The sequence below is a fragment of the Microbispora sp. CSR-4 genome (genome assembly GCF_008033685.1).
GTDB lineage: Bacteria > Actinomycetota > Actinomycetes > Streptosporangiales > Streptosporangiaceae > Microbispora.
The window spans coordinates 1-19,558 of the sequence record NZ_VJVX01000057.1 but is presented as its reverse complement, the minus strand read 5'-3'; the positions used below and the strand labels follow the sequence as shown (position 1 = coordinate 19,558).

The window sequence follows — 19,558 nt, the reverse complement described above, 5'->3', positions numbered from 1 at the left end:
CGGTTGACGCGCGTCGGCGGCCTTCGCCTCCGGCCTGCCACTTCCCTCGTCGGCGTGCCCCCGCCGCCGCACTGCCGTGCGTGCGGGGGTCCCCGCGCATGCCCGAAGGCCATCCCGCCGGCTCTCGAGAACCGACGTCCTCCGCCCCACCACATCTCTCCCCGCAACCACCCCCCTGAAAGGAAATCCCGTGTCGACGAATCGCCGGCGCCACAGATGGCTCGCCTCCGGCATCGCCGCGCTCGCCGCCTCCACCGTGCTCTCCAGCTGCGGCGGCAGCGGCTCCTCCGCACCGGCCGCCGCCGGCAACGCCTCCGCCGTGCACGCGCTGGACCCCGCGCATCCGGTCGAACTCAAAGTGATCAACACATCGGGTGCCTTCAACATCGCACTCGCCAGGGACTACGGCTTCTTCGCCAAGTACGGCCTGTCCGTCGAGGAGAGCCAGCTCGCCAACGGCACCCAGGTGCTCGCGGCGCTGCAGGGGGGCAGCGGCGAGATCGGCTACGCGGATCTCTACGCCGGCATAAACGCCAAGGCGCAGGGCTTCAACCTCAAGCTGGTCGCCAACAACAACACCAACGCCAAGCAGTTCCCGATCCTCGTCCAGGCGGACGGGCCCATCAAGACGCCCGCCGACCTCGCCGGGAAGACCATCGCCCTGCCGCCGGTTCCGCAGCACACGGTCAACCTGCGGGGTTTCCTCAAGGCCAACGGGGTCGACCCGAACCAGGTCAAGTATTCGATCGTCCAGGCTCAGGCGGCCGCGCCGCAGGCGCTGGCGAGCAACTCCGTCGACGCCTTCTTCGGCCAGTGGAACCAGGCCTACACCAACGAGGGGCAGCCGGGCGCGTACAACTTCCGGGTCCTGGGCAACCCCGACTCGTCGCAGTGGTCGAACCTGAAGGCGACAACGGCCGCGTTCTGGGCCACAGGCGAGTGGCTGGAAAACCCCGAGCACCAGGCTGTGGCCCACGCCTTCGACAAAGCACTGCACGCGTCCTATGTCTGGTTCAAGACGCTGACGCCGGAGAAACTGCAGCCGATCCTGCTCAAGTACCAGCAGATCGACCTGTCGAAGCTCACCGGCGGCGACCCGCAGAAGGTCGACAACCTGCTGACGAACACGCAGCCTGGGCCGTTCGACTTCGACGCCACGCAGTCCTGGTATGAGCTCGGCCTGCAGTACGCGCCGGACAAGATCCAGAAGGGCGTCGACCTGCACGACCTGGTCTTCCCTTCGGCGCTGCAACCGGAACCGGAGCTGATCCAGCCGCCCGTGAACGCGGGATGACCGCGGTGGTGGCGGGCCCGGAAACGCACCCGCCGCCACCGGACACCACAAGCGATGCCCAGCGGCAACCCATTCTCGTGAGGCCTTCACATGACACACGCACTCGAGGCCGAAACCGCCCTGACCGATGGCGTCCGTCATGGCGTCATCACCATCGACGGCGCCGGCAAGGACTACCTCGCGCTCGACGGGAACGTCGTACGCGGGCTCTCTCCGGTGAGCCTGACGATCGAGCGGGGCGCCTTCGTCTCCGTCGTCGGGCGTTCCGGCTGCGGCAAGTCCACCCTCCTCCGCCTCGTCGCGGGGCTGGAGAAGCCGACCTCCGGCACCATCCGCGTCGGCGCCGAACGGGTGGACGGGCCGCCCGACAGCGCCCGCTACGTCTTCCAGAACTACAACGAGTCGCTGCTGCCGTGGCGCACGGTCGGCGACAACGTCCGCTTCGGGCTGCGGCACGGGCACGGCGCCTCCCGTGTGTCCAAGGCACAGGAGGACGAGCTGATCCGGGAGCACCTCGAAGAGGTGGGGCTCGGGGGGACCTTCAACCGCTACCCCAGTGAACTGTCCGGCGGCATGCAGCAGCGGGTCGCGATCGCGCGGGCCCTCGCCGCGCGTCCCGAACTGCTGCTGCTCGACGAGCCGTTCAGCGCGGTCGACGCGCTCAGCCGCGGCACACTTCAGGACCTCGTGCTCCGGATCTGGAAGGAGCACGGCCTCACCGTCCTGTTCGTCACGCATGACATCGAAGAGGCCCTCTACCTGTCGCAGCGGGTGATCGTGCTTCGCGAGAAGGGCGGTGGGATCGAACGCGACGTCACCGTCGACATCCCGTACCCGCGCACGCAGGTCGACTTCCGCGAGGACCCCCGCTATCTCCGCCTCCGTCGCGAGGTGCTCAGCCTCGTCGTCGGTGCCGAGTGAAGGACCAGCCATGACCGACATCGCCGGAACACCACTCAAGCCCAGCCCGCGGGCCGACGCCATGGCCGTCACCGAGACCACTCCGGGGGCCACCCCCGCGACCGTCACCGGGCCGGACGGCGCGGCCCCCGTGGAGAACGGGCTCAGGCCCGTCGGCCCCGTACGCCGGACGGTGCGCCGCTACCTCCGCAGCCGAGCGTCCGGCTGGACGCTCGTCGCCTTGATCGTCGTTTTCTGGCAGGCCTACTCGGGCGTCCACTACGACCCGACCATCTCCTCGCCGGACCGCATCGTCGAGACGTGGTGGCGAGAGGCGACCGAGGGCGATCTGCTGCGGCAACTGTCGATCACCCTGCGCACGATGGCCGAGGCGCTGGCGCTCGCGGTGCCGCTCGGCGTCGGAATCGGTTTCCTGATGGGCCGATCACGGGTGATCTGGGGGCTGTCCGAGCCGCTCGTCGAGATCCTGCGGCTCACTCCGGCCACCGCGATCCTGCCGATCTACATCCTGTTCCTCGGGCTCGGCGACCAGATGAAGATCGCCGTGTTCCTCACCGGAGGCATCTTCCCGATGATCATCAACTCTTACGCCGGCGCCCGCGGCGTGTCGAAGATCCTCGCCGAGACCGCGCAGACGTACCGCTTGTCGTGGCTGCAGACCCAGAAAGAGATCGCCCTGCCGTTCGCGACGCCGTACATCCTCGTCGGCATGCGGCAGTCGCTGGGCATGTCGCTGGTGCTCGCGGTCGTCATCGGCATGCTCTCTGGAAACGACGGCATCGGCTACTACCTGATGTTCGCCCAGCAGAACTTCAACCTGCGGCAACTGCTGGCCGGCGTGCTCACGGTCGCCGTCATCGGCTACCTGTTCAACGCGATCTTCCTGCTGCTCGAGAAGCGCGTCACCCGGTGGCGGCGCGGCACCCAGGCGGGTGAGGCGTGAGTCCGCCCGCGCGCAAGCCATTCAAGCTGGGCTTCTTCACCCACGTGCGCTCCGCCTCCGGACGAGGGGAGGCGCATGAGGAGCTCGTCCGCCTGTTCGTGGGAGCCGAGGCACTCGGGTACGACGTCGGATTCGTGGCGCAGCACCTGCTGGCCGGCGGAGAGGAGGGATCGGCTCCGTCACCGCTGATCTCTCTTGCGCCGGTCGCCGTGGCGACCGGGCGCATCGGGCTCGGCGTCGCGGTGGTGACGTTGCCGATCACCGACCCCGTCCAGCTCGCCGAAGACGCGCTCACGCTGGACGGGATCTCCCGGGGGCGTCTGCAGCTCGGCCTCGGGACCGGCAACGCCAACATCGACAAGTACGCCGCCTTCGGCCGTGACAAGGCACGGGCGACGGCGCTGTTCGACGAGAACCTCGCCGTGTTGCAGGGCGCCCTCGCGGGCCACCCACTGCGGGGCACCGACCTGACCCTGCCGGTGGACGGCACGCCGTTGTCGCGCCGGCTCTGGCGCACCGCGGGCAGTGCCGCGTCGGCCCGCCGTGCCGCGCTCACCGGCCTCGGCCTGCTGTTCGGCACCGCGACCCTGGACGCCCGGACCCAGCAGCGGCCGATCATCGACGCGTACCTGGCCCAGTGGGCGGAGACGGGTCCCGTCGAGGCCCCGGCCGAGGTGGCGGGCAGCCTGCGGCCGCGGCTCGGCGGCATCCGGATGATCTACCCCGCCGACTCACGTGAGTCGGCGCTGGCGGCGCTGGGCCCGTTCCTGAAGGCCGGCCGGGCCCGTCTCGCGAAGGTCAACGGGATCGACTCCCGTGACCTGACCGACGACCAGGTGCTCGCGTCGATGAACGTCGCGACCGGCTCGCCGTCCCAGACGGCGCAGGCCCTCCGGGACGACGCCGCGCTGCTGCCCGAGGTGGACCATCTCATCGCCGTCACCAACATCATCGAGGACGCGGCTGCCGGGCTCGGCCGCAAACGCACGGTGGACGTCGCGCTGGAGGGCCTGGAGCGGATCGCGGCCGAGGTGGCACCGAGGCTCGGATGGACGCCGGAGCGATGAGTCCGGGGACAGTGCCGGCCGGCACCACGCACATGGACGACAGATCGCGGTGGCGCGCCCTGTACGTCGCGTCGATCCTGTCGGGGGTCCTGCTGGTCGGCATCAGCGACGCGAACGTGGCGCTACCCGCGATCGCCCGCTCGCTGCACGTCGGCCCGACGAGCCTGCAGCTCATTTCCGCGGGATACGTCGTGGCGTTCGGCCTCACGCTCGTGCCCTTCGGACGCCTCGGCGACCAGGGCCGCAGACACCAGCTGATCCGCGTCGGGCTGCTGCTGTACATCGCCTCCAGCCTCGCCTGCGGCCTCGCGGCGGACCTGCGGACGCTGATCGCGGGACGCGTCCTGCTCGGTGTCGCGGCCGGGATCCTGATGCCGCAGACGATCGGGGTGATCCAGCAGCTGTTCGGCGGGGCCGACCGGGGCCGGGCGTTCGGCGCCTACGGCGTGATGACCGCCGTCGCGACCGCGTCCGGGCCCGGCATCGGTGGCCTGCTCATGACCGTGGGCGGTGCGGACCAGGGCTGGCGGTGGATCTTCCTGATGAACGTCCCCGTCGGGGTCGCACTGTTCGCCGCCGGTGCTCGCCACCTGCCCCGGACGCAGCCGGTCATGACGACGATCACCCGCAGCTTCGACCCCATCGGCGCCGTGCTTCTCGGTGTCACCGTGCTGCTGGTGCTGTTCCCGCTCGTGCTGACCACCGGCCTGCCGGGCGACAGCGCGGCCCGGTGGTCGGCGCTCGTCCCCGCCGCCGTCTTCGCCGTGCTGTTCCTGCGATGGGAACGCCGCTACCTCGGACGTGGCCTGCTCCCGCTGCTGGACGGGGAGCTGCTGCGCACCCGCTCGTACCGGAACGCGCTGCTCGTCGCCGCGTCGTGGCTGGCCGCCGGACCCGGCGTGGGGCTCGTGATGATGCTGTACCTGCAGCTCGCGCTCGGGCTCTCGCCGTTCCTCGCCGCTCTCGTGCTGCTGCCGTCTTCGGCGGCCTCCGCCTTCGGAGCGCGCTGGGCGGCGCGGCGGGTGCTGCGATGGGGCCGCGTCATCACTCTGACCGGCCTGTTCACGTCGGCCGCGGGGATCCTCGTCTCCGTCCTGGCCGTGAACCTCCTCGCGCAACGCCCCGCGATCGCGGTGGTCACCGTGGCGCAGATCCTCAACGGGCTCGGCAGCGGCATGGTGATCTCCCCCAACCATGTGCTGCTGCTGAGCGACGTACCGGCCGAGAAGGGCAGCCTCGCCGCCTCGATCGGCCACCTTACTCAGCGCATCGGCAACTCGCTCGGCATCGCGGCCACCTCGGCGGCTTTCTATGCCGTGGTCTACGGGCACGCGGGGGAGCTGACGAACGCCGGGCGGTCCACCTACGACAGCGCGCTCGTCGCCGGCGTGGTCGCGGCCGGGCTCTTCTTCGCGCTCGCCGTGTGGGCGACGGTGACAGACCTCGTCCGGACGCGGCTCTACCGGACACCAAGTGAACCGATCGACAGGACTACGAAAGCAGGAGCACGGACATGAGTGAGAGACGGCATGTGAAGCTGGGGCACTCCATCTGGCCCGAGGGGCGCCACGGCACGGGCTGGCGGCGCCGGCGCCACTACAAGGTCCTTGAGGGCGACCCGGACTTCTACCGGGCGACCGCGCAGACCGCCGAACGAGGGCTGTTCGACTACTTGTTCCTCGGCAACGGCGAGTCCTCCCGGCTTCCCGGCAAGCCGGGGGGCCGCAAGCAGAACTGGTCGGCCGACACCGCCGCCAACGGCGTCGTGAACCTGGTCGACGGCGAGCACTACTGGACTCCCAACGGGCTGTTCAAGCTCGACAGCTTCACCGCGAACGCCTACGTCGCCGCGCTGACCACGCGCATCGGGCTCGTATCGACGTTCAACACGACCTACCAGCACCCGTTCAACGTCGCCCGCCAGACCGCGACCCTCGACCACCTCAGCCGGGGCCGCGCCGCGATCAACATCGTCACCGGGCGCAGCGACGACGCGGCGCGCAACTACGGATTCGACGAGCAGCCCGACGGCGACGCCCGATGGGATCGCGCGGAGGAGTTCATCCAGATCCTCTGGTCGCTGTGGGACGGCTGGCAGGACGGCTGGTACGTCGGCGACCGGGAGGGCGGACGGTTCCTCGATCTCAGCAAGATCCAGCCGACTTCCTTCCGCGGCAGGCATTTCAGTGTCGAGGGGCCGCTGAACATCCCGCCGTCCCCGCAGCGCCGCCCGCCGCTGATCGTGGCGGGCACTTCCCAGCGGTCGTTCGAGTTCGGCGCCAAGTACGCGGACGTCCGCTTCATCCCCTTCGCCGACAAGCAGGCCGAGTATTACCAGACGCAGAAGGCGCTGGCCGCGAGCTACGGACGCGACCCGGACGCCTACTATCTGCTGCCCGGCATCACGTTCTACGTCGACGAGACCTCGTCGGCCGCTCACGCCAGGTTCCGCGAGATCCAGGACCTCTCGGTCGTGCCGTTCGACGCGCGCGAACTCGGGCGCGTACTTGGCGTGGACCTCGGCAACGCCGGGCCGAAGGACAAGGTCAAGGACGTCGTGGACGTCACCGCGAACCCCGCTTCGGCATGGATCGTGAAGGACGCCTTCCTCGGCTTCGGCGACGAGGACATCACTCTCGCCGACCTCGACCACTTCATCGCCAACGGCCCCGCCAACCAGGTGCCGGTCGTCGGTTCCGGGCAGGAGGTGGCCGACTGGATCGAGGAGAACTTCGAGGACCGCAAGCTCGACGGCGTCGTCGTCTTCCCGCCATACCAGCCGGGCTCGCTGGACGCGTTCGTCGACCTGGTGGTGCCGGAGCTCCAGCGTCGCGGCCTGTTCCGCAAGGCCTACACCAGCACGACGTTCCGGGAGCACTTCGACCGGCCGGCCATCGCGAGGACCGCCTGACGGCCATGGAAATCGGGATCTTCAGCACCGGCAACCTCGCCGGCGACCCGTCCGTGGGCGCGACCGCCACCGAGCGTCTGCGGGGTCTGGTGAAGCTCGCGCAGCGCGCGGAGCAGGCGGCGCCGCACGTCCGGTACTTCCGCGAGCGCTACGCCGCCCACGGACACGGCACCGCGGAGTCCGCGCCGGTCGGATCGGGCGCGAAGGTGCACGTCGGTCTCCGCTCCCAGGACGCGCTGCGCGAGTTCGAGGCGCAGCGTCCCGACCTGTCCAAGTGGCCCTACGACACCCTTGAGGAGGCGATCCGGCATAGCGCGCTGACCGTGGGCAGCCCGGCCCAGGTCCTCGACAAGATCGCCCACTTCCAGGAGCAGTACGGCGGCTACCAGCGGCAGATGTTCTCCATCGACCAGCCCGGCGGCGCCTTCGACCAGATGCTCGAACAGATCGACCTTCTCAGGGAGCACATCCTCCCCGCGCTGCGTGCGGCCTACGCGCACGCCTGACCCCCACCCCCGTGTAGAAGGCAGGACACGATGAGCAAGCACCACGATGTCGACCGCGCGGCGCAGGAGTCGCTGCGGCTGCTCGGCGCCGACCCCGGCAACTGGGTCGCCCCGGTTCCCGGCGTGGACCACGACGTCGCGATCATCGGCGGAGGGCAGAGCGGCGTGACCATCGCGTACGCCCTGCGCCGCGCCGGCATCTCCAGAGTCACCGTCATAGAGGCGGCCGACCAGGCGAAAACCGGCGTGTGGCGGACCCGGGCGCGGATGAACACCCTGCGTACGCCGAAGACCCGTTCCGGCCCTGAGCTCGGCAACCCGGCGATCGGATTCCAGGCCTGGTACGAGGGACTGCACGGCGAGGAGGCGTTCCGGGCCATCGGACGTATCGCCCGCACCGACTGGGCCGACTACATCGAATGGTTCCAGCGGCAGGTCGGCGTGGAGGTCCGCTACCGGACCAGGGTCGCGGACATCGAGCCGGTCGACGGACTGCTGCGGCTGCACCTGGACGTCGACGGGCAGCGGCAGACCGAGGTGGTGCGCAAGATCGTCCTCGCGACAGGCGTCGAGGGGACCGGCGGCCCGTACATCCCCGCGATCTTCGAAGGGCTGCCGGAACATCTCCGCGCCCATACCGGCCACGAGATCGACTTCGCCGGGCTGGACGGCAAGGATGTCGGCATCCTCGGTGCCGCCACCTCCGCGCTCGACGCCGCCGCGGTCGCGCTGGAGTCCGGCGCCCGCGAGGTGCACGTGTTCTCCTACCGCGCCGAACTGGTCATCCAGCCCACCGGAGGCAACGTGCCGAACCCCGGCGCGCAGGAGAACTTCCACCGGCTGCCCGACGCGGCGCGCTGGCAGAACCGGTGGAACCAGGCGAACAAGGGGTCGACCAGCCCGCTGGACACCGTGCTGCGCGCGGTCGCCTTCCCGAACCTGCGCCTGCACTTCAACGCGCCGTGGACGGCGCTGCGTGAAGAGGACGGCAGGGTCGTCGTCGAGGCGGCCGACGGCACACACGCCTACGACTTCGTCATCGCCGGGACCGGCTACCAGTACGACCCGCGCACCCGGCCGGAGCTGCGGCGTCTGGCCGAGGACATCGCACTGTGGCGGGACGTGTACGAGCCCCCGGCCGCACTCCGCTCCGAGAGCCTCGGCGCGTACCCCTATCTCGGTGACGGCTACGAGCTCACCGAGCGCGTGCCCGGCTCGGCTCCGTGGCTGCGTGACGTCCACGTGTTCAACGTCGCCGCGGCGCAGAGCTTCGGCCGTCCCGTCGGCGACATCCCCAGCCTGCGCACCGGCGTGCCGCGCCTGGTCGAGGCGATCAGCCGTGACCTCTTCCTCGCCGACTGGCAGCGGCCGAAGCCGCCCGCCGCCGCAGCCCCGGAGGAGTCCTTCACCGCGCACTACGCCCACGCCGTCTGGCGTCCCGACGTCGACGCGAAGGCGGCGATCGGCTGAGCGGCCGGCCGGCGAACGGACAACGACCCATCGAGGAGACTGCGACACGACCATGACCGACCACACCCGCGAACTTCATCTGAACCTGTTCGGCAACTGGTACGGCAACCACCGGGCCGCATGGCGGCACCCCGGCGTCGATCCCCACCAGCTCTGGGACATCGACTTCAACATCCGTACGGCAAAGACCGCCGAGCGCGGCCTGTTCGACGCGGTGTTCTTCGCCGACGGACCGAACCTCGGCCCCGTGCAGCCGTCCGGGGGCCAGACGAAGCCCGAGCCGATAACGCTGCTGGGAGTGCTCGCCGCCGTCACCACCCACCTCGGGCTCGCCTCGACGGTCTCGACGACGTACTCCGAGCCGTACAACACGGCACGGCAGATCGCCTCGCTCGACCTGCTCACCCGTGGCCGCGCCGGATGGAACGCCGTGACCGGGTCCAACGCCGCGACCGCTGCCAACTTCGGCCCGTCCGCCCACCCCGAGCACGCCCTGCGCTACGAGCGGTCGGAGGAGTTCATCCAGATCGTCAAGGCGCTCTGGGAGAGCTGGGAGCCGGACGCGGTGATCGCCGATCAGGAGACCGGGGTGTTCCTGGACCCGGGCAAGGTCCACCGCGTGCCCTTCCAGGGCAAGCACTTCCAGATCGACGCGGTGTTCAACGTGCCCCGCTCACCGCAGGGGCGTCCGCTCATCTTCCATGCCGGCGACTCCGACTTCGGCCGCTCGCAGGGCGCCCGCCACGCGGACGCCATCTTCACCGCCCAGCCGACAATCGAGGCGGCACGCGAGTTCTACCGCGACTTCAAGCGCCGGGTCTCCGAAGCGGGACGCGACCCCGGGCACGCGCACGTCCTGCCCGGTTATCTCGCCGTCGTCGGCAGCACCGAGGCGGAGGCGCAGGCCACGTTCGACGAACTGAACCAGCTGATCGACATCGAGGGAGCGATCGAGGAGGTCGCGCGCGGCGACGGGCTGGACGTGTCGGGCATCGATCTCGACAAGCCGATCCCGGACTCGTTGTGGGAGCACTCGATCGCGACCAGCACGTTCAGGAGCCGGGTCGAGGCACTGCGAACCAAGGCGGTCGAGGCGCGCCTCACCGCCAGGCAGGTGATCGAGTGGGACATCGCGGCGCACGGCCACTACGTGTTCGTCGGGACGCCGGAGCAGGTCGCCGACGACATCGAACTGTGGTTCACGACCGGCGCCGCCGACGGGTTCAACTACAAGGCGCCCACGTTCCCCGACGGCCTGGAGATCTTCGTCGACCACGTCGTCCCCCTGCTGCAGGCGAAGGGGATCTACCGCAAGGAATACACCGAGACGACTCTGCGCGGCCATTACGGTCTGCCCACGCCGCGCTGACCGGCGAGATCGGAGCGATGACATGACCACCCTTGCCGATGCCGGGCTCATCGACATTCACACCCACTACCGCCCGCCGGGCTGGCGGGTGCCCGGCGGCGAGCGTCCGCGCCCGGTCGCCGGGTTCCCCAAAAAGCTCCTGGAGGACCTCCCGGGGCTGGCCCGGGAGAGCATAGACGGCGGCGTCGACCTGCGCGCCCTCAGCGCACCCGTCGAGCAGCTGTTCGGCCTGAACGGCCCGGTCGAGACGGCCGCGGTCAACACGGTGAACGAGTACCTGGCCGAGGCCGTCCGGGAACGGCCCGACGTGTTCCTCGGTCTCGCCACGGTCGACGCGTTCTCCGGCGAGGCCGGGGCGGAACAGACCCGCTACGCGATCGAAGAGCTCGGCCTGCACGGCATCGTGCTCGACTCCTCACGCGACGACCGGTTCCTCAGCTCCTCCGAGGCGTTCCCAACCCTGGAGCTGGCCGCCGCTCTCGGCGTCCCGGTCTTCGTTCACCCTGTGGCCGCGCCGCAGGCGGAGGCACTGGTGAAGGCCGCCGGGCGCCCCGGCAACTCGATCGGGCGCGGACTGCAGAACGGCGCCAGTTTCCTGTCGGCGCTCCACGCCGACCTGCCGGCCCGGCTGCCAGACCTGCACCTGGTGTTCACCGCTCTCGGCAGCGGCGCGCTGTACTTCGCCACCGATGAGCTGGCGGCGTACCGGCGGAAGTCCGCGGACGGCGCCCCCGCGAACATCTATTTCGACACCACACGGTTGAACCCGTGGCTCATCCGCTACTACGCCGAAGTCATCGGCGTCGATCGGATCATCGTCGGCAGCGACTGGCCGGGCCGCCCGATCTCCGCCGAACTGGTCGGCGACGCCCTCGACGCCGCCGGACTCGACGCGGCCGCACAGGAGCGGATCCGGGCCGGCAATGCCCGCCGGCTCTTCGAACTGCGCGCTGCGAAGAGCGTCGCCGCCGTCTGAGCTCACCGTCCCCCACCTTTCCAGAGAAAGTACGAGGCACCCCGTATGACTGCGACACCCGTCGAGGTCAAGTCCCCGGTGATCTCCGCAGAAAAGCTGCGGCGCAAACTGGCCAAGGGCAGGGACGTCGTCCTGCTGGAGATCCGGCGCAAGCTGGACCCGGCGCAGGGCGAGCAGGGACGGCTGCCAGGCGCACACGTCGTCGAACTGATCTCACAGCTCGCGGGCCCGCGCCACCCTGGTTCCGGCAACAACCCGCTGCCGGGCGAGCGGCAGATCCAGGAGTCGGTACGCCGCTGGGGCGTCAACGAGAACTCGATCGTCGTCGTGTACACACGGGAGAACCCGGCCATCGCCGCACGCGCCTGGTGGACGCTGACGTGGGCCGGGGTCCCCGACGTGCGCTACCTGGACGGCGGCGTCGACGCGTGGCAGGCGGCGGGCGGCGAACTCGTCACACAAGCCCCTCCGGAACGCGAAGGCGACCTCACCGTCAAAACCGGCTCCCTGCCGACGCTCGACGCCGGCCAGGCCGCCGCACTCGCCCGCTCCGGCGTGCTTCTCGACGCACGTCCCGAGGCCGCCTACACCGGCCTGAACGGTGGCGGCCACATCCCCGGCGCGCTGAGCAGACCGAGCGCCGGCAACCTGGGCGCCGACGGCCTCCTGAAGAGCGACGAAGACCTACGCGCCGATTACGCCGCCCTCGGTGTGGGCGGCGAGGGCGCCGTCGGCGTCTACTGCGGCGGCGGCGTGGGCGCCACGCTCGACATCCTCGCCCTCGCCAAGCTCGGTGTCACCGCGGCGCTGTACCCCGGCTCTTGGTCGGCCTGGAGCTCCGACCCGGCCCGCCCCGTCGCCACGGGCGACCAACCGGGCTGACCCCCTCGGGACCCGGCCCGGCCGAGACGCTCGCCGGGCCGGGTTCGCCCGCCCGTCGCGGACGGATTCCGTCTCAGGCCCGCCGGCCGCGGCCGGCGATTCAGTGATCGTAGGGCGCTCGTCTCCCTGGACCTGAACTGAGCTGAACCGCGCGCGGCCGTGCGTCACCCGACGCGGGTGAAGTCCATCGTCCAGTTGGTCTCCCAGGTCTGGCCGCCGTCGTAGGAGAACGCCTGCTCCCAGCGGCACGAGCCGGGTGTGATCCCCGACCAGATGAACCGGATGCGGATCGGACGGCCGTCGTCGGTGTCGTCGGCGTAGAAGGTGCCGACTCCGTCGACGAAACGGCCCACGACCGGGACCGGATCCAGGCCGCGCCTGCTGTTGACCCAGTGGATGGACCACTCGTCCCGCTCGGCGTCGTACGTCCGGATCGTCGCGCCGTCGAAGTCCTTGGTGGGCAATATGAGCGTGTCGAAGCTGCCCGCGCCGCCGAAGAGGCCGTACGCGACGCAGTGGCCGGGGAACTCCTCCCACTCGTCGCTGCCGACACCTCGCTTCAGCAGCCTCCGATTGGTCACGTCCCACGTGCCTATGAAGAAATCGAAGTCGTACACAGTCCCGCCCTTTCGGCCAACTTATGAATGGCCTTCTCGCTGAACGCCATGCCGGGACCGTACGGCTCCTCCACTGACACCTACTGTCAGCGGAGTCATGAAGGCGCGGGCTCCGCGTCAGGCCGGGGCGAGGACGCAGAACTCGTGGCCCTGCGGGTCGGCGAGGACGACCCAGGAGACATCGCCCTGCCCCACGTCGGCGGGGGTGGCGCCGAGGGTCTTCAGGCGGGCGACCTCCGCCGCCTGGTCGTCACCGGGGTAGGGCAGCAGGTCGAGGTGGACGCGGGTCCACACGGGCGCGGCATCGGGTGTGGTCCGGATGAACTCCAGGTAGGGCCCGACGCCCGTGGCCGAGCGCAGCCGCGCGTGGTCGTCGCTCACCTCGTGGAGGGTCCAGTCGACGGCCGCGTCCCAGAAGCGGGCCATGGCCCGGGGGTCATCGCAGTGGACCACCACCGCGGCGATCGGCCCGGTGTCCTGGTAGATCTCCCGGGGCTCCAGCACGCAGAACACGTTGCCCTCGGGATCGGCCAGCACCGTCCACGGCACGTCGCCCTGCCCCACGTCGGCGGGCGTCGCCCCGAGATCCTGCAACCGCGCGACCAGCTCCGCCTGATGGGCCGCGGAGGTGGTGGCCAGATCCAGGTGCACGCGATATCTCACCGCCTCGGGGTCCGGCACGGCGACGACACAGACGCAGAAGCCCATGGGGTCCGGCCAGACGAAGCCCACGGGCCCGACGCCCGTCACAGCGGGTCCGTCACTGAAGACATCCCAGCCGAGCGCGTCCGCCCAGAACCGGCCGAGCGCCGAGTTGTCCCGAGCCTTGAAGTTCAGCAGGCCAAGTCGCAGCGGCATGCCGCCCACCCTACGGTCAGTCCTTGATCAGGAGGCCGTGGTAGATGGCTTCGTCCTCGTCGCCGGCCCATCGGTAGGCGAGCCCTTCGCCGGTCCGGATCAGGGTGATCGTGCCCGGGGCGCACGTGTCCAGCCGGAAGACGAGCGCCGTGCTGGAGCTGCGCGTCAGCGTGAGGCTCCCCCGGCATGAACTGTTGGTGTCCTTCCAGCTTCCGGCGCGCCCGCCCTGCTCCAGCACGACCTGTACGTCGGTCTCGCTGGTGCCCACGAGCTGGTCGGGTTCGAGATGGCCGCCCCAGGTGCCGGCGAACGCGGCCGGAACCGTACCGCCCGGCGTGGTCGACGGCACGGCAGCCGCTGTCGGTGTCGGCCCGGCGTCCTCTGCGGTGTCGTCGGCAGCGTCCTCCACGGTCTCCTCCGTCGTCACGGTGTCGTCCTGCTCCGTGCCGTAGGCCGTGGCGTCCTCCCCAGGTGTGGGTGGCGCCGACGAGCCGGCCGCGCGCGAGACGGTCGTCGTGGCGGCGGGCGTCGTGAGGGCGGGCGCCGTGGCGGCGGGCGTCGAGGTGCCTGCCCCGGACAGCAGGCGCGGCGCCAGCAGAGCGGCGGTGACCGACCCCGCGGCCACGACGGCCCCCCCCCCGGCGACGATCCCCGCACGGGACGCCCGCCGGTGACCGCCCGCCCCGGTGGTCTCATTGCCCGACGGGGACGTCCCGCCCGGACCGGGCACCGGGAGGATCGCGGTCGTCCCGCCCTGCCGTACGGCCTCCGGCCTGGTGGTGGCCGCCGCCGCGCCCGCCTGGAGCGGGTCGCCGGCGGACCCGACGAGTTCCAGCAGCAGGTCGCGAGACGACGGCCGGCGCGCGGGATCCTTCGCCAGGCAGCGTTCGACCACCGAGCGCAGCGGCGGGGGCAGCGCCGAGGCGTCGGGCTCGGCGGTCAGGATCCGGTGCATGACGGCGGGGACGCTGTCGGCTCCGAAGGCCGCACGGCCCGTGGCGGCGAAGACGATCGTGGCTCCCCAGGCGAACACGTCGGAGGCGGGCGTCGCCGGGGCTCCGGCGATCTGCTCGGGAGCCAGGTAGGCCGGGGTGCCGACCGGGCCCGCCGTGATCGTGTCACTCGCGCCGTGCCTGGCGATGCCGAAGTCCACCACCCGGGGGCCGTCCGGCCCCAGCAGCACGTTGGCCGGTTTGAAGTCCCGGTGCACGATCCCGGCGCCGTGAATGGCCGTCAGCGCCGTGGCCGTACCGACCGCGAGGCGTTCCAGCTCGCCGCCCCGCAGCGGACCACCGGAATCGACCCGCTGCTGCAGCGACGGCCCGTCGATGAACTCGCTCACGACGTACGGCATCCGGCCGTCGACCACCGCGGTCAGCACCCGGGCGGTGCAGAAGGGCGCGACCCCGCGCATCGCGTCGAGCTCGCGGACCAGCCGCTCCTTCACCGGCGCGTCGAGGCCCGACTTGAGCACCTTCACCGCGACCGGTTCCCCGCGGGGCGACCGGCCGAGGAACACCACCCCCTGCCCGCCCTCGCCGAGCCGCCCGCTCAGCGTGAACTCGCCCAGCACACGAGGGTCGTCCGGCTCCAGGGGGGTGACCATGCACCGAACCCTAACGACGAGGGGCGCGGCGCGGTACGCCCAGCAGCGGCCGACCGGCGGTCACCGAGGCGAGCCCGCGCCGCCCCAGGTCAAGCACCACTCGGCCGGTGGCGGCCGTCCTCCAGATAAGCGGTCTGGCCGGTGTCGGCCGCCGAGATCGCCGCGTTCATCCTCCGCGCCTGGCCTGGCGGCAGGAGCGAGTCCAGGTCCGCGGGAGCGGCGAACACGTATGCGTCGAGTTCCTGGGGCTGCAGGCGGATCGCCGCGATCTGGGACTCGGTGAGCACCCCTGCGTCGAAGACGAACATCAGCCCGGCGTCCCAGGGCGGTGCGGGTGGCACCCAGTCGACACAGGCGAGCCGGCCCACCGGCGGTGCGATGCCCAGCTCCTCCTGCAGTTCACGGAGCAGAGCGTCGGTGGGGGACTCCCCCGCCTCGATCATTCCGCCGGGGATGTCCCATTCGTCCTTATAGACGGGGTGCACGACGAGCCCCCGCCCCTCGCGGTCTCGGAGCAGTGCGCCCGCCGCGGCACGAAGGCGCGGTACGGAGGCGACGAAGGCCAGGTATGACGCGGAGTCGCTCATGACGACTCCGACACTACGAGCCGCGCATGGCCGGGCGCCGGTGTATCTCCGAACCTGCTCGCGGCAGGCTCGCCGGTCGCCCTTGGCCGTTCACAACCGGACGGGCCGACCTGCCGGCAGGACGCCGCTCTCAGTAAAGTGGCGGAGTGTCGGGTGAGCAGGCGAGCACGCGCGTGGACATCTGGATCTGGTCGGTCCGGCTGACCAGAACTCGTTCGATCGCGTCCGACGCGTGCCGGGGCGGCCACGTCCGGGTCAACGGGGTGCGGGTCAAGCCCGCGCACGTCGTGCGGGCCGGAGACGAGATCCGGCTGCGGCACGAGGGACGCGAACGCATCGTGGTCGTCTCCCGCATCATCACCAAGCGCGTCGGCGCCCCCGTGGCCGCCGAATGCTACGTCGACAAGAGCCCGCCGCCTCCTCCGCGTGAGGAGGCCGTGATGGTGGCCGTACGGGCTCGTGGCGCGGGACGCCCCACCAAACGCGAGCGCCGCAGCATCGACAGACTGCTCGGACGTCCCCTGGCGGAGGGACGCGACCGCCGCCCCCGCCCTGAGTGAACGGGCAATACCCCCTCCACATCGATTAAAGATGGGATGGCTCCCTGCAGGCCACGTCGCGTCCAGGGAGCACGAGGACACCCTGCCTCGCCCTTCCTGCCGGTGAAAGTTTCAGGCAGAACTCGCTCGTGTCGTCGGCCGTCCCCTGCCGACCGGCCACACGCCACCCCACGCTGAAGATTGTTTCTTGACCGTAGACATCACACGTCATACGTTTTACGAAACCGAGCCTATTCATGGGATGACCCTCGGACAGCCCAACTGAGCTCTTGCGTTCGGAGGCACCCCTTTGACCGCATGCCCCGCATCCGGGTGTCCCGTCGGACGGCGACCGCACCGGCCGCACGGGCCGCATCTCGGCCGCGGACCGGCCGCGGCGGCGCCGACCCGCCCCTCGGCCCGTACAGCCGCACGGCCCTCCGATCGACACCCGCACCCGCATGACGAAGACGCCCGCCCGCGCAACGGCACACCCCCCACGAGTCCCGCCACGGCGGGGTGATTTCGCGGCGGCGGAAATCCGCTCGGAACCAGCGAAAGGAACAGAGCGTGAAGTCAGCCCTGTCCACCACTGAGAGGGCGTTGGCAGCGCTCGCGGTGTTCGTCGCCGCGGTGCTGCTGCCGACCTTCGCAGGGAGCACCCCGGCCTCGGCCGCGACCCAGGCGACCTACTACGTCGCCCCTGACGGCAATGACGCCAACCCCGGAACGATCACGTCACCGTTCAGAACCCTGCAGCGCGCGAGGGACGTCGTCCGCACGGTGAACGCCAACATGACAGGCGACATCTACGTGTACCTCCGCGGAGGCGACTACCCGGTCAGCAGCACGATCGACTTCACACCGGCCGACTCCGGCACGAACGGTCACCGGGTCATCTACACCGCCTACCAGAACGAGACGCCGATCCTCAACGGAGGCGTCCAGGTGACCGGATGGACGCAGCACAGCGGCAACATCTGGAAAGCCCCGCTGAACCGCAGCAACAAGCTCCGTGCGCTCTACGTCAACGACAAGCGGGCGTACATGGCTTCCAAGACCATAAGCTCACAGGGGTGCTACGGCACCTACACCATCACGGCGGGGCAGGCGCCGTGGGCGTGGGAATCCGGTTCGCAGTGCGCGGGGGCGAAATACAGCCTCAATGATTTCCCCGCTGTCGCCGCCAACCAGGACGACATCGAAATAGAGACGGCGACGACCTGGACCACGGCCATCGTGGGAGTCCGGCAGGTCACCACTGACGGCTCCAGCCGCGTCGCCCTGTTCCAGCAGCCGGGAGCGGCCATCGCCCAGGGCGCCTTCAACGGAAACGCCCAGGTCGGCGGCACCCACAAGGTCATGAACGCCTACGAGTTCCTCGACTCCCCGGGCGAGTTCTACTTCGACAAGTCGAGCAAGACCTTGTACTACTACAAGGCCGCTTCGGAAAACATGTCGACCGCGACGGTCTTCGCGCCGAACAACGTGTCCACCCTCATCAAGGTCGCCGGAACCTCCACGAGCAACCGCGTCCGGAACATCACCTTCTCCGGTCTCACGGTCGAGCATTCCGACTGGAACCTCTTCAACGTGGCCGGCTCGGTGTTCAAGCAGGCCCAGCAGGGCAACCTCGGCGCACTCGTCTACGCCAAGAAGAACTTCCACGACTACTACTACCGCAACGTCGACGTGGCGCCGGGCGCCATTCAGATCGACAACGCCGACGGGCTCGTCCTGCAGAACAACCGGATCCAGCACACCGGCGTCGACGGAATCAGCATGGTCAACGACGTGGTGAACACCCAGTTGATCGGGAACTACACGAACGACATCGCCGGCTCCGCCGTCGTCGTGGGCCATCCCCAGCATGTCTACATCGGGGACTACACCTCCACGAACCACGAGAAGTATCCCGTGGGGGTGGAGGGAGCGCCCAAGAACATCGATATCAAGAACAACTACATCTACGACAGCGCCGTGTTGTTCAACGGGCACAGCCCCATCTCGGCGTACTTCGCCGACACCCTGACCATCCAGCACAACCGCATCGAGAAAGCCCCGTGGTCCGGCATCACGCTCGGCTGGGGCTGGTGGAACTTCGACGGATCGTCAGGCTCGATCGCGCCGAACCGGCCGACCACCACGGCGAAGAACAACACCATCAGCTACAACCACATCATCGACACGGTGCAGCGGCTCGGCGACACGGCTCCCATCTACACGCTGGGCAGCCAGCCGGGAACCACGATCACCAACAACTATCTGGAGGGCGTCCCGGCCGGTCACAAGTACGGGCTCCACCCGGACGAGGGCTCGGCGTACATGACCTTCCGCGACAACGTCCTGAGCGTGGACAAGAACGTCACGTGGCTCATCAACTCCGACGACTGGGGGCGTAAGCACGATCTGAGCATCACGCAGACATACGGCCCCATCAACAAGGTCTCCAACAAGAACCTGCCGAACAGCACGGTCCAGGACATCCTCGTGTCCTCCGACTACGTCTGGCCGTCGCAGGCCTACGGCATCGCCGTGAACTCCGGGCTCGAGGACGCGTACCGGAACATCATCCCGCAGAGCAATCTCTCCCTGCCGGACTACGTCCTGCCCGCCAGCACGTTCGTCGGCGCCGGTGTGACGTCGATTCCCATCCGGAGCGCGGGCGACGCGAGCAAGACGGTCTGGCTGGCCCCCTCGGGCACGACCTCCTTCACCGAGGGCAGCACCATGACCAGGGCGAGCGGAACCGCCACCTCCATCGCCGTTCCGTCGTCGAACGGTGAGTATCGGCTCTTCGTCGTGGACGCCCAGGGCAACCGATCGGCCGAGTCGAAGTCGCTCGTCAGGCAGGGCAACGGCGGCGGGACCGGCCAGCAGAGCGGCTCGCTCGTCGGCGGCCAGTCCGGCCGCTGCGTCGACGTGCCGAACGCCGGCACCACCAACGGCACCCAGGTCCAGCTGTGGGACTGCAACGGACAGACCAACCAGCGGTGGACGTACACCTCCGGC

General features: G+C 69.9%; 17 protein-coding genes. 13 read left to right on the top strand and 4 right to left on the bottom strand.

Annotated elements, in window-relative coordinates:
- The first annotated feature begins 190 nt into the window (after positions 1-190).
- The 11 genes from FLV34_RS31755 to FLV34_RS31705 all read left to right on the top strand — a co-directional run bounded on the left by FLV34_RS31755 (position 191) and on the right by FLV34_RS31705 (position 12,339).
- The gene (locus tag FLV34_RS31755) at positions 191-1,294 is read left to right on the top strand and encodes an ABC transporter substrate-binding protein (RefSeq protein WP_142649321.1); all 1,104 of its coding nucleotides are present in this window, start codon (positions 191-193) and stop codon (positions 1,292-1,294) included.
- Between the two features lie 90 nt (positions 1,295-1,384).
- Positions 1,385-2,215: an ABC transporter ATP-binding protein gene (locus tag FLV34_RS31750; RefSeq protein WP_142649320.1), complete on the top strand. Its 831-nt coding sequence runs from the start codon at positions 1,385-1,387 to the stop codon at positions 2,213-2,215.
- A 10-nt stretch (positions 2,216-2,225) separates the two neighbouring features.
- Positions 2,226-3,158 carry an ABC transporter permease gene (locus FLV34_RS31745; RefSeq protein WP_142649319.1) on the top strand — a complete coding sequence of 311 codons (933 nt, stop codon included), beginning with the start codon at positions 2,226-2,228 and terminating at the stop codon, positions 3,156-3,158.
- Positions 3,155-4,225 (top strand): LLM class flavin-dependent oxidoreductase, encoded by a 1,071-nt coding sequence (locus FLV34_RS31740; RefSeq protein ID WP_147944848.1) that lies wholly within the window; start codon positions 3,155-3,157, stop codon positions 4,223-4,225. Before FLV34_RS31745 ends, FLV34_RS31740 begins: the two co-directional genes overlap by 4 nt.
- Positions 4,222-5,742: an MFS transporter gene (locus FLV34_RS31735; protein WP_187280787.1), complete on the top strand. Its 1,521-nt coding sequence runs from the start codon at positions 4,222-4,224 to the stop codon at positions 5,740-5,742. The genes FLV34_RS31740 and FLV34_RS31735 overlap by 4 nt, the downstream gene beginning before the upstream one ends.
- A complete protein-coding gene (locus tag FLV34_RS31730; protein ID WP_147944846.1) occupies positions 5,739-7,136 on the top strand; it encodes an NtaA/DmoA family FMN-dependent monooxygenase in 1,398 nt (465 codons plus the stop codon). The genes FLV34_RS31735 and FLV34_RS31730 overlap by 4 nt, the downstream gene beginning before the upstream one ends.
- Before the next feature lie 5 nt (positions 7,137-7,141).
- A complete protein-coding gene (locus FLV34_RS31725; protein WP_147944845.1) occupies positions 7,142-7,642 on the top strand; it encodes a hypothetical protein in 501 nt (166 codons plus the stop codon).
- 30 nt (positions 7,643-7,672) lie between these two features.
- Positions 7,673-9,112 (top strand): FAD-dependent oxidoreductase, encoded by a 1,440-nt coding sequence (locus FLV34_RS31720; protein ID WP_147944844.1) that lies wholly within the window; start codon positions 7,673-7,675, stop codon positions 9,110-9,112.
- Between the two features lie 52 nt (positions 9,113-9,164).
- A complete protein-coding gene (locus tag FLV34_RS31715) occupies positions 9,165-10,481 on the top strand; it encodes an LLM class flavin-dependent oxidoreductase (protein ID WP_147944843.1) in 1,317 nt (438 codons plus the stop codon).
- A gap of 22 nt (positions 10,482-10,503) precedes the next feature.
- The gene (locus FLV34_RS31710; protein ID WP_147944842.1) at positions 10,504-11,457 is read left to right on the top strand and encodes an amidohydrolase family protein; all 954 of its coding nucleotides are present in this window, start codon (positions 10,504-10,506) and stop codon (positions 11,455-11,457) included.
- Between the two features lie 45 nt (positions 11,458-11,502).
- On the top strand, positions 11,503-12,339 hold the full coding sequence (locus FLV34_RS31705; protein WP_142649311.1) for a sulfurtransferase: 837 nt from the start codon (positions 11,503-11,505) through the stop codon (positions 12,337-12,339).
- Positions 12,340-12,503: 164 nt separating this feature from the next.
- Here FLV34_RS31705 and FLV34_RS31700 read toward each other — a convergent pair whose 3' ends face one another.
- From FLV34_RS31700 to FLV34_RS31685, 4 genes are all read right to left on the bottom strand, one after another.
- Positions 12,504-12,920, bottom strand: coding sequence for a hypothetical protein (locus FLV34_RS31700; RefSeq protein WP_260617369.1), 417 nt, complete (start codon positions 12,918-12,920; stop codon positions 12,504-12,506).
- Positions 12,921-13,073: 153 nt separating this feature from the next.
- Positions 13,074-13,814, bottom strand: coding sequence for a VOC family protein (locus FLV34_RS31695; protein WP_147944841.1), 741 nt, complete (start codon positions 13,812-13,814; stop codon positions 13,074-13,076).
- 16 nt (positions 13,815-13,830) lie between these two features.
- Complete coding sequence (locus tag FLV34_RS31690) at positions 13,831-15,420, bottom strand: serine/threonine-protein kinase (RefSeq protein WP_147944840.1); 1,590 nt, start codon at positions 15,418-15,420, stop codon at positions 13,831-13,833.
- An 89-nt stretch (positions 15,421-15,509) separates the two neighbouring features.
- Entirely contained in the window at positions 15,510-16,007 is a 498-nt protein-coding gene (locus FLV34_RS31685) for an NUDIX hydrolase (RefSeq protein WP_147944839.1), read from the bottom strand.
- Positions 16,008-16,153: 146 nt separating this feature from the next.
- On the opposite strand from FLV34_RS31685, the gene FLV34_RS31680 reads away from it, so the two are divergent.
- Together FLV34_RS31680 and FLV34_RS42815 are read left to right on the top strand one after the other, a co-directional pair.
- Positions 16,154-16,567 (top strand): RNA-binding S4 domain-containing protein, encoded by a 414-nt coding sequence (locus tag FLV34_RS31680; RefSeq protein ID WP_147944838.1) that lies wholly within the window; start codon positions 16,154-16,156, stop codon positions 16,565-16,567.
- 549 nt (positions 16,568-17,116) lie between these two features.
- Positions 17,117-19,558: right-handed parallel beta-helix repeat-containing protein (locus FLV34_RS42815; protein WP_147944837.1), on the top strand; the 2,442-nt coding region annotated here is incomplete at its 3' end.